This is a genomic window from Streptomyces sp. NPDC001108, assembly GCF_053598535.1.
Window position 1 is genome coordinate 1 of the sequence record NZ_JBSFKL010000001.1, and the last position, 11353, is coordinate 11353.

5 protein-coding genes are annotated in these 11353 nt (G+C 72.0%); all 5 read right to left on the minus strand.

All coding sequences use genetic code 11. The features are described 5' to 3' along the window. Positions 1-1379 (minus strand): condensation domain-containing protein (locus ACWC97_RS00005; RefSeq protein WP_450646415.1); only part of this gene is annotated, 1379 nt, incomplete at its 3' end. Positions 1380-1426: 47 nt separating this feature from the next. Further along, positions 1427-8194, minus strand: coding sequence for an amino acid adenylation domain-containing protein (locus ACWC97_RS00010; protein ID WP_450646417.1), 6768 nt, complete (start codon positions 8192-8194; stop codon positions 1427-1429). Between the two features lie 202 nt (positions 8195-8396). After that, positions 8397-9845 (minus strand): MFS transporter, encoded by a 1449-nt coding sequence (locus ACWC97_RS00015; protein WP_450646419.1) that lies wholly within the window; start codon positions 9843-9845, stop codon positions 8397-8399. Between the two features lie 5 nt (positions 9846-9850). Further along, complete coding sequence (locus ACWC97_RS00020; protein ID WP_352280434.1) at positions 9851-10465, minus strand: winged helix-turn-helix domain-containing protein; 615 nt, start codon at positions 10463-10465, stop codon at positions 9851-9853. A gap of 179 nt (positions 10466-10644) precedes the next feature. Beyond that, the gene (locus ACWC97_RS00025; RefSeq protein ID WP_450647436.1) at positions 10645-11199 is read right to left on the minus strand and encodes a phosphotransferase family protein; all 555 of its coding nucleotides are present in this window, start codon (positions 11197-11199) and stop codon (positions 10645-10647) included. Positions 11200-11353: the final 154 nt, after the last annotated feature.

Consider the following 11353-nt stretch of genomic DNA (forward strand, 5'->3'; position numbering starts at 1 on the left):
CCCGGAGCAGCCGCCACCGACCCCACCAACGTCACCAAATGCCCCGCCAACCGCTCCACCGACACCCGATCGAACAAATCCGTCCGATACTCCAGGACAGCGCGCAGCCCGTCCGCCGACTCGACCGCCGTGAGCGTCAGGTCGAACTTGGCGACTCCGCGCTCGATCTCGACCGGTTCGGTCCGTGTGCCCGCCAGCTCCCATTCCTGGCCGTCCGCGCTTCCGGGCGCCTGAAGGACGAACATCGTCTGGAAGAGGGGGTTGCGGGAGAGGTCGCGGTCGGGGGCGAGTTCCTCCACGAGGCGTTCGAAGGGCAGGTCCTGGTGGTCGTACGCACCGAGCGCGGTCTCCTTCACCCGGCCCAGCAACTCGACGAAGGTCGGGTCCCCGGCGAGATCCGTCCGCAGCACCAGCGTGTTCACGAAGAAACCGATCAACTCCTCCGTCTCCGCCCGGTTCCGACCGGCGACCGGGGTGCCCACCGCGATGTCGTCCTGCCGGCAGTAACGGGCCAGAACGATCTGGAAGACCGCCAGCAACGCCATGAACAGGCTCGCACCCTGCCCACGCGCCGTCACCCGCAGCGCCTCCACCACCTCCGGCGGCACCGAGAAGGTGACCACGTCACCGCTGCCGCTCGGCTCCGTCGGACGCTGGTGGTCGGTGGGGAGTTCGAGCGGTGCCACATGGGCGAGGCGGCCGCGCCAGTACGCGAGCTGCCGCTCCAGGAAGTCCCCGCTGAGCTGCTCCCGCTGCCAGGCGGCGAAGTCCGCGTATTGAAGGGACAGTTCGGGAAGCGACGCCTCACGCCCCGCCACGGCGGCCGCGTACAGCTCACGCAGCTCACGGGCCAGGATCCCGGAGGACCATCCGTCCGACACGATGTGATGGATGGTCAGAAGAAGGAAGTGGTCGTCCTCCGCGAGCCTCACCACGTCGGCCCTCAGCAGCCGTCCGGTCTCCAGATCGAACGGGCGCGTCGCCTCCCGGCGCAGCACCTCGCCCGCGCGGGTCTCCGCGTCCGGCTCGGCCCGCAGGTCGTGGACGGTGACCTCCACGGGCCAGGGGGCACCGATCGCCTGTCGCGGGGCGCCGTCGCCGTCCGCCGGGAAGGCCGTGCGCAGCACCTCGTGCCGGGCCACCAGGCCCGAGAGTGCCGTGCCGAGCGCGGGTACGTCGAGTGCGCCGCGTACCCGGAGCACCGTCGGCACCAGGTACTCCGCGCTGTCCGGCGTCAGCCGGTCCAGGAACCAGAGTCGCTGCTGCGCGAACGACAGCGGCAGCGGTCCGTCCTCCCGGTCGGCCCGTACGATACGGGCCGCTTCCGCGCTCCGCTTCATACGGGACAGCAGCCGTGCCTCGACCGAGCTCTCGCCCATGATGTTCCGTCCTCTTCGTCGTGTCGCGTGGGGAGTGGGGCCGCTGTTCAGGAATGCTGTTCCTGCGCGTCGAACAGTTCGATGAGCTGTTGTTTGATGCCGGTGACGGTCGGCGACTGGAAGAGACGTCGCAGTCCGATGCGGACTCCGGTCGCCGACTCGATCTGGTTGACGAGCTGGAGGGCGAGCAGGGAGTGTCCGCCGGCGTCGAAGAATCTCTCGTGGACGCCTACGCGTTCCACGCCGAGCACAGCGGCCATGATCCCGGCGATCTCCGCCTCGATCTCGTCGCGTGGCGCGGTGTAGCCGGCCGTGCTGTCGCCGGTGTTCCCGGGAGCGGGCAGTGCGGCGTGGTCGACCTTGCCGTTCCGGTTGAGCGGCAGTTCCGGCAGGATCGCGATCCCGGACGGCACCATGGCGCGGGGCAGGCGTTCGGCGGCCCATTCGCGCAGCACGCCGGCGTCCGCCGTGGCGTCGGGCGCGGGCACGCAGTAGGCGACCAGACGTTTGTCGCCCGGGGTGTCCTCCCGGACCACCACCGCGCAGGCTCCGACCGTGCCGTGGGTGAGGAGCGTCGCCTCGATCTCGCCGAGTTCGACCCGGACGCCGCGGAGTTTCACCTGCCGGTCCATCCGTCCCAGCAGGTCCAGTTCGCCGTCCGCGGTGAACCGGCCGAGATCGCCGGTACGGTACATCCGGCCGCCCCGGAACGGGTCGGCGACGAAGCGTCCGGCGGTGAGGTCGGGCCGCTGGTGGTAGCCGCGGCAGACACTGTCGCCGCCGAGGTACACCTCGCCCAGGATGCCCGCGGGCACGGGCCGGAGGTCCGGGTCCAGGACGTACACGGTCTGGTTGACCATGGGGCGGCCCGCGAGGACCGGTGCGGCGGGGTCGGTGCGCGAGGCCCGCCAGTACGTGGTGTCGACCGAGACCTCGGTGGCGCCGTACAGGTTGATCAGGTCGCCGGGGAAGCGTTCGGCGAACCGGCTCACCAGCGTGGGCTGGAGCGGCTCGCCGCTGGCGAAGGCGTACCGCAGGTGGGTGCAGTCCTCGGGCCGTACCCCGGAGACGAACAGGTCCAGCAGGCTCGGCACGAAGTGCAGGCCGACCACGCGGTGGGCGCGCATCAGGCGGGACACCTCGGCCATGTCGAGCCGGTCGGATCCCGGCACCAGCACGACCGTGCCGCCCTGCCACAGGGGCCAGAAGATCTCGTACGCCGACACGTCGAAGGAGAGCGGTGTGGCCTGGAGGAAGCCCTCGCCCGGTGCGATCGGGAACGGGTGCTGCATGCCGGCCAGGTAGTTGACCACGCCGCGGTGTTCGGCGCGGACGCCCTTGGGGCGGCCCGTGGAGCCGCTGGTGTAGATCAAGTAGCAGAGGTCGCCGGGGGTCGCGAGGGGTTCCGGCGCGTCCGTGAGCAGGGTGTCCGGCAGATCGGCCGGGCGGTCCACGATCAGCAGGTCCGGGCCGTCCGGCAGCAGTTCGGCGTGGGCGGTGTCGGTGACGATCAGCGGCGTGCCGGAGTCCGCCACCAGGTACGCCAGCCGTTCCGCCGGGTGCTCCGGGTCGAGTGGTACGTACGCGGCCCCGGCCTTCAGGATGCCGAGCAGGGTCCACACCATGGCGGGAGACCGTTCCAGGCAGACACCCACGGGTACGTCCGGACCGATGCCGGGCACGGCGCGCAGGCGGTGGGCCAGTTGGTTGGCCCTCTCGTCGAGTCGGCGGTACGTCAGGGTCTCGGTGCCGCAGACGACCGCGACCGCGTCCGGGGCCTGTGCCGCGCGCTGCTCGAAGAGCTGGTGCAGTGTCGTCGCCGGTACGGGTGCGGCGGTGTCGTTCCACTCCGCGAGGACGCGGTGCCGCTCCGCCGCGTCCATCATCTCCACCTCGGACAGCGCACAGTGCGGGCGGTTCGTGGCCGCCGCCAGCAGGTGGGTGAAGTGGCCGACGAGGCGGCGCGCGGTGTCGTCGGCGAAGAGGTCGTCCGCGTAGACGAGAGCACCGTCCAATGTGCCGTCCGCGGCCTCGGCGAGGTACATCGCCAGGTCGAACTTGGCGTCCCGGGCGGGGAGCTCGACGGGCTCCGCCGTGAGGCCCGGGAGGTTCCAGGCATCCGCGCCCGGCGTGTTCTGGAGCGCGAACAGGGTCTGGAAGAGGGGGTTGCGGGAGAGGTCGCGGTCGGGGGCGAGTTCCTCCACGAGGCGTTCGAAGGGCAGGTCCTGGTGGTCGTACGCACCGAGCGCGGTCTCCTTCACCCGGCCCAGCAACTCGACGAAGGTCGGGTCCCCGGCGAGATCCGTCCGCAGCACCAGCGTGTTCACGAAGAAACCGATCAGCTCCTCCGTCTCCGCCCGGTTCCGACCGGCGACCGGGCTTCCCACCGCGATGTCCCGCTGCCCGCTGTAGCGGGACAGCAGGAGCTGGAAGACGGCCAGCAGGGTCATGAAGAGGCTCGCGCCGCTCTCCGCGGACACCGCTCGGGCGCGGGCGGCGACCTCGGCGGGGACGGAGAACCGGACCATCTCGCCGCGTCCGCCGCGTTCCGCCGGCCGGGGGTGGTCGGTCGGCAGTTCCAGCGGCTCCAGCTCTTCCATCTGGTTCCGCCAGTAGGAGAGTTGCCGCTCCAGCGGCGCGCCGTCGAGCCAGGCGCGCTGCCACACGGCGTAGTCGGCGTACTGCACGGGCAGCGGGTCCGGGCCGGGTGCGCCGGAGCCGTGCGGGAGGGCTTCCGCGTACCGGGCGGACAGCTCGCGTACCAGCACCCCCACCGACCAGCCGTCGAAGGCGATGTGGTGCACGGTGACCGCCAGGACGTGCTCCTCGTCGGCCAGCCGCACCAGCAGTGCGCGCAGCATGGGCCCGGTGCCGAGGTCGATCGGTCGCAGTCCGTCCTCACCCAGTGCCTTCGCGAGGGCGTCCTCGCGGGTGGTCGCGTCGCCCGTCCGGCGCAGGTCCCGGACCAGCATCCGCACCGGCCGCGGCGGGTCGATGAGCTGTGCCGGGGAGCCCGTCGCATCCGTGACGAACCGGGTACGCAGGACCTCGTGGCGTGCCACCACCGCGGTGAACGCGGCGTTCAGGGCGTCGATGTCGAGCGGACCGTGGACCCGGAGAGCGAAGGGAAGCAGATACTCGGCGCGGCCCGGCTCCAACTGGTCGAGGAACCAGAGGCGTTGCTGGGCGAAGCTGAGAGGCGGCGGGCCGTCGTGGCGCGGTGCCGCCGGAATGCGGTCGGCTCCCGTGCCGTCGAGTCCGGTCACGGCGGCGGCCAGCAGTGCCGGGGTCGGTGCGCCGAACAGGGTACGCACCGGCACGTCGGCGCCCAGTCGTCGGCGCAGCCGCGACGCGACCTGGGTGGCCAGCAGCGAATGCCCGCCCAGGGCGAAGAAGTCGTCGTGCACGCCGATCCGGTCGACCCCCAGCACCTCGGACCACACCTCGGTCACCGTGCGCTCGGTGTCCGTGCGCGGCTCGGTGTACGCGGCGTCCAGCCCGGACCGGTCGGAGGCGGGGGCGGGGAGGGCCCGGCGGTCGGTCTTGCCGTTCGGGGTGAGCGGGATGCGCTCCAGCGGCACGAACGCCGTGGGCACCATGTAGTCCGGCAGGTCGCGCTGGAGGTGGGCGCGGAGCGCGCTCGCGTCGAGGGGGCCCACGGGCACCACGTACGCCACGAGCCTCTGCACGCCGGGGACGTCCTCCCGCAGGACGACGGTGGCGCCGTTGACCGTGGGGTGGGTGAGCAGCGCCGCTTCGATCTCGCCCGGTTCGACGCGGTAGCCGCGCAGCTTGACCTGGTTGTCGGAGCGGCCGACGAACTCCAGCCGCCCGTCCGGCATCCACCGGGCGAGGTCGCCGGTGCGGTAGACACGTCGCGGTGTGCCGTCCACGTCCACGACGGTGAACTTCTCGTCGGTCAGCTCGGGCCGGTTCAGGTAGCCGCGGGCCAGCCCGGGGCAGCCGATCCACATCTCGCCCGGGACGCCCACCGGAACCGGCCGGCCGTGGGGGTCGACGACGAACACCTTCGCGTTGGCGACCGGCCGGCCGATCGGGACCCGGTCGACGGGGCCGTCGATCCTGGCGGTCGTCGCCTCCTGTGCGGCCTCCGAGGGGCCGTAGCCGTTGACCAGGGGCACCGCGCAGTGCCGGAACCACTGCCGGACCTGCTCCCGCTGGAGCGCCTCGCCGCCGAGCCGGACCAGCCGCAGCTCCGGGCCCAGCGCCTCCGGTCCGTCCAGGTCGGCGGCGAGCGCCCCGAAAGCCGACGGGGTGAGCCAGGCCACCGTGACCCGGTGCTCGCGCAGCGCCCCCGCCAGCCGGCCCGGGTCCCAGGTGTCGTCACGCAGGACGAGGCCCGCCCCGGAGACGAGCGGGGCGAACATCTGGCCCACCGACGAGTCGAACGCGATCGAGGCGAACTGGAGGACCCGGTCCTCGGGGGTGAACCCCAGCTCGCGGCAGGTCTCCCGCATCCGCGCGCGCAGCGCGCCGTGGGTGATCTGCACGCCCTTGGGGCGGCCGGTGGAACCGCTGGTGTAGATCACGTAGGCCACGTCGTCCGGACCGGCCTGGACCACCGGACCCGCGAAGGTCTCCGGGCCGGGCGGAGCGGTGTCCGGCCGGTCCCCGTCCAGCAGCAGCGTCGGGACGCCGGAGGGCAGGCGGCCGGTGTGCGTGGTCTGGGTGACGATCAGCGGGGCGCCGCTGTCCTCGACCATGTAGGCGAGCCGGTCCGTGGGGTAGTCCGGGTCCAGCGGCAGGTAGGCCGCCCCGGCCCGGTGGATGCCGAGCAGCGCGCACACCATGTCCGTGCCCCGGTCCAGGCAGACCGCGACCAGGGTGCCCGGTCCGGCGCCGCGCTCGCGCAGCCGGTCGGCTATCCACCCGGCCCGCTCGTCGAGACGGTGGTAGGTCAGCCGTTCGGTTCCGCAGATCACGGCTGTGGCGTCGGGCCGCCGGGCGGCCTGCTCCTCGATCAGCCGGGGCACGGTCACCGTGTCCGGGGCGTCGGTGTCGGCGCCGTTCCACTCGCCGAGGATCGTCCGGCGTTCGGCGGCGGTCAGCATCGTGAGCTCGGAAAGCCGGGCGTCCGGGGTGGCGCAGGCGGATTCCAGCAGCGTCCCGAAGTGCCCGGCAAGGCGCTCCATCGTGGCTTCGTCGAACAGGTCGGTGGCATACACGATGGTGCCGTCCAGGGCGCCGTCGGCGGCCTCGGAGGTGTAGAAGGTGAAGTCGAACTTGGAGTCCTGGGCCGATACGTCGAGCTGCCGTACGGTCAGGCCCGGCAGGTCCCAGGACCGGCTGTCGGGGGTGTTCTGGAGGACGAACATCGTCTGGAAGAGCGGATTGCGCGACAGGTCCCGTCGTGGAGCCAGCTCCTCCACCAGGCGCTCGAAGGGCAGGTCCTGGTGGTCGTAGGCGCCGAGCGCGGTCTCCTTGACCCGGTCCAGCAGCTCGGCGAAGGTCGGGTCGCCGGACAGGTCGGTGCGCATGACCAGCGTGTTCACGAAGAAACCGATCATGTTCTCGATCTCGGCGCGGTTGCGGCCCGCGATCGGGGTGCCCACCGCGATGTCCTCCTGGCCGCTGTAGCGCGACAGCACCGTCTGGAAGACCGCCAGCAGGGTCATGAACAGGCTCGCACCGGTCTCCTTGGAGACCCTGCGGGCGCCGTCGGCGGTCCGTGCCGGTACGCGGAAGGTGAGCATGGCGCCGTTGCCGCTGCGCCGCGCGGGGCGGCGGCGGTCGGTGGGCAGTTCCAGCGGCTCGGTGCCGGTCAGCCGGGCGCGCCAGTAGTCCAGCTGTTCCGCCAGCACCTCGCCGGTGAACCACTCGCGCTGCCAGACCGCGAAGTCGGCGTACTGGAGGGGAGGTTCGGGGAGGTCGGCGTCGGTGCCCGTGGTCCGCGCGCCGTAGAGGGCGGACAGCTCCCGGGACAGCACCCCCACCGACCAGCCGTCGAAAGCAATGTGATGCACCGTCAGAGCAAGCAGGTGCTCCTCGTCGGCCAGCCGGATCAGCAGCGCACGCACCATCGGTCCGGTGCCGAGATCCATCGGCCGGAAGCCCTCGGTCTCCACGAGTGCGGCGGCCGCCGCCTCCCGCGCGTCCGGTCCGGCGACGGACCGCAGGTCGTGCACGGCGAGCGGCAGCGGCCGGGGCGGGTCGACGACCTGGCCGGGATCGCCGTCGTCGTCGCCGACGAAGCGGGTACGCAGCACCTCGTGCCGGCTCACCAGCTCGGAGAGGGAGGCGCGGAGCGCCGGGACGTCCAGCGGGCCGCTGATGCGCAGTCCCATGGGGATCAGGTACTCGGCCCGGCCGGGATCCAGCTGGTCCAGGAACCAGAGCCGGCGCTGCGCGAACGACAGCGGCAACGGCTGCCCGGACCGGGACGCACGGGGGATGGCCGGGACGTCGTCCGGCGCCCCGGGTGCCACGAGGGCCTCCATGGCGTCGGTCGCGCTCTCGGCGTCGAAGTCGGCCGACTCGAACAGCCTGCGGGCCCGCAGCAGCGCCTCCTGGGCGAGGAACGACGCCACCGACCGCACCGTCAATGGTTCCGGCAATTCTTCCGCGCCGAATTCCGAACCGAATTCCTCCGCGATCCGGTGGGCCATTTCCGCCGCCTGCGCACGGGTGCCGCCGAGCCGGAAGAATTCGTCATCCGCCCCGTTCGCCTCCGCCCCGGTCGCCCCGGCGCCGAGCACCGCGTTCCACACTGCCGCGACGCGGGCTTCCGCAGGAGAGAGACCGCCCTTTTCGGCCCTCTGGCCAAGGGCCGCGGCCGCCATCGGCTTCGTCGTCATGTGTCCACCAGTTCCTCGTCGTCGACCGTCTGCGAAAACCCTTGGAAACTCAGCCGAATCCGATGCTCGCAGAGCGCTCTGGAGGAATGAACTGGTCACTTGTGCCCGCCGGGCGTGGCCGCTTCTGCCCTGGCCGCCGGGTACGGGAGCGGGGCCGTACGGACGGTCCACCGCCCGTACGGCCCCGCTCCGACCCGGCCGCCTACGCGACTTCCCCGACCGCCTCCTTGGCGGGGGCCGGGGTCTCTCCGGGCGCGCTCGCGTCACCGTGCTCGCCCCCGGTCCGGGCGGGGCCCGCTGCGGGCGTCGTCCGCTTGCGCATGCCCGCCCACTCCCGGTTCATGGCCGGGACGCCGATGGCGACGAGGTAGAGTCCGCCGACGATCCACAACGCGCCGGAGGTGCCCACCGCCGTCACCAGCCCCGCACCCAGCAGTCCGCCGAAGGGGATGCCCGCCCAGGTGACGGCCTGGGCCAGCGTCTTGACCCGGCCCAACAGCGGAGTGGGGATCAGCTCGTACGTCACGGCCCCCACGATCGGGTTGACGAAGCCGGAGCCGAGGCCGCCCACGGCGAGCACCGCCAGGACCAGCCACAGGGGGGCGCCCGTGGCCATGGCGACAAAGCGTGGGACGCCGCCCAGCGTCAGGCCGATCAGGAAGACGGCCCGCCGGGGCAGCCGCTCGGCCACCCCCGCGGCGACGAGCGCGGCGACGATCGACGTGGCGGCGAAGACACTCACCACCAGGCCGATGGCGCCCGCTCCGTTGCCCGTCTCCTTCGCCCAGACCGGCAGCAGCACGGACATGAACGCCTGGTCGAGCAGGTTGGTCACAGCGAGCATGCACACGATGGACCGCAGCAGCTTGGCGTCGCGCAGGAACACGGCACCCTGACGCAGCCGGGAGAAGTAGCCCTCGACCTCGTCGACCGGCGTCTCGTGCGGCTCGGGCACCGGATCGCTGAGCGTGGTGGAGACGATGAGCGCCGACACACCGAACAGGCAGGCGGTGATCCACAGGGCGTAGAGGCTGCCGAAGGAGGCGACGACCACACCGGCGATGGCCGGTCCGATGGTCGTCGCGGTCCGTTCGACCGCCGTCGACAGTCCGGTGCCCCGTTCCAGCGGCACCCGGGCCGCGCGGGTGGCGGCGGGCACGAAGAGTCCCTTGGCCCCGTTGGCCGGGCCGTCCGCCGCCCCGACCACCGCCAGCAGCCCCAGCAGCAGGCCGAAGGACAGGTTTCCCGACATGTAGAGCAGCGGGGCGGCGGCCGTCGCCACGGTGGAGGCCAGGTCACCGGCGATGCTGATGCGTTTGGGGCCGACCCGGTCGATGATCGGCCCCGCCAGCGCCTGGGCCACCACGTAGGGGACTATCTGGCAGAAGGCGACCAGGCCGGTCTTGCCGACACTGCCGGTCGTCGTCAGGACGAACCAGGGCAGCGCGATCGAGAGCACACGGTTGGCCGACAGGGACGCCGCGTTGGCCGACAGCATGCCGACCAGTCCGCGCCAGACCCGGGGCCCGCCGTCCGGGGCGTCGGAGGTCTCCGGGGCGTCGACGGCGTCCGGGGCCGGTGGAGCGGGTGGGGCCGGTTCGGGGGTGTCGCTGTCCGCCGCCCGCTGGGCGGCCGCGTGCCGAGAGGTCATCTTTCTCACTCCGAGTCGGTGGGGTGGGAGACGTGCCGGTCTGCGCTGGTGGGGAACAACTGGAACTGGAAGGCGACCCGCTCCGCGCCTTCGGGGATCGGCGAACCAGCGGGCCGGGGCGGGGAGTTGCGTCGCCGGAGCAGTCGGTGGATCTCGGCCGACAGCTCCTCGGCCTCGGCCGGGGTCAGGGTGAGCACGTAGTCGCCGAAGTCCTGGGCGTCGCGCCATTCGGGCGACAGCGCGGGGGTCGCGTCGATGGCGGCCGTCATCGCGTCGGACCAGACCCGGCCCAGCGCCTGCAGATACGCGGCACCGAGGCCGTCCTCGCCCTCCAGCGCCGGATCGTCCGGGAGCACGGTATTGACGTGCGCCGCCTGCCACCAGCGTTCCCGGCGGCCGCCCCGGGACGGCGCCTCGACGATGAAGCCGTACTCGGCGAGCTGGCGCAGGTGGTAGCTGGTGGCCCCGGTGTTCGCGTTCAACCGCCGGGCGAGTGTGGTGGCCGTGGCCGGCCCGTCCGTCCGCAGGACCGTCAGCATCCGCACCCGGAGCGGGTGGGTGACGCCCCTCAAGTTCCGTGCGTTCAGCTTGACTTGAGGTGACTGCTCGGGAAGTTCCATGAGCTTCACGGTAGATGACAAAGGTTCCTGTGCACAGGAATCTGTGCACAAGAACCTCTGCAATCGTCGGGATGGCTGAAACACAACCGCCCGCGGGCTGCTCCCGACGTCGACTCACGGCCCGGCGCGACACCGCCGGCCGGTCCCGCTCCAGGACAGCCGCGACCGGGGCGCCGAGGTCACCGGCAGCCGCCGCGCAGCCCCGACTCCACGTCCTCCAGCGCCGCGACGAGCTGGGGGCCCACACGGCTCCGTACCCAGGTCAGGTCGGCCTCCCCGGCCTGCCGGGGCTCCACCTCGACCAGCGTGATCAGATAGAGATAGGCCCGGTGGAGCGCCAGCCGCAGACGCACCGGGCCGTCGAACACCACTGCCCGGCCCGCATCCGCGTAACCGGCCAGGAATGCCGTGTCGTCCTCCATGTCGGCGAAGAGTGCCAACAAGAAGAAATCGGCCACCGGATCGCCCCAGAACATTCGCTCACCGTCGATGAGGCCGCTGACACGACGGTCACCGGGCTCCCCGGCGAGGAGCAGATTGCCCTGCCAGAGGTCGAAATGGACCAGCGCGGGCCGTGTGACGTCGTCCAGTACGCCGGAGGCGGCGGCGAGCACGGCCCCGATCTCCGCGAGGGGGCGCGGCAGCCATGCCGCGTACCGCTCCGCGTCGTCCATGCGACGCGCGGGGCACGTCCCCGTACTGCCCTCACCAGCACACGGACGGGTCCGGGCCATGGCACACGTGACCACACCGCCGATTTTCCGGAACACACGTCACCCCCGCCCAAGAACAACTTCGCCATTCCCCCACGATCTTTCCCAAAGCCCCTCTAAGATCGCGGCCGAGGCGGTTCTCCGCATCTCTATGTACTCCCTCACGAGCAGGGCA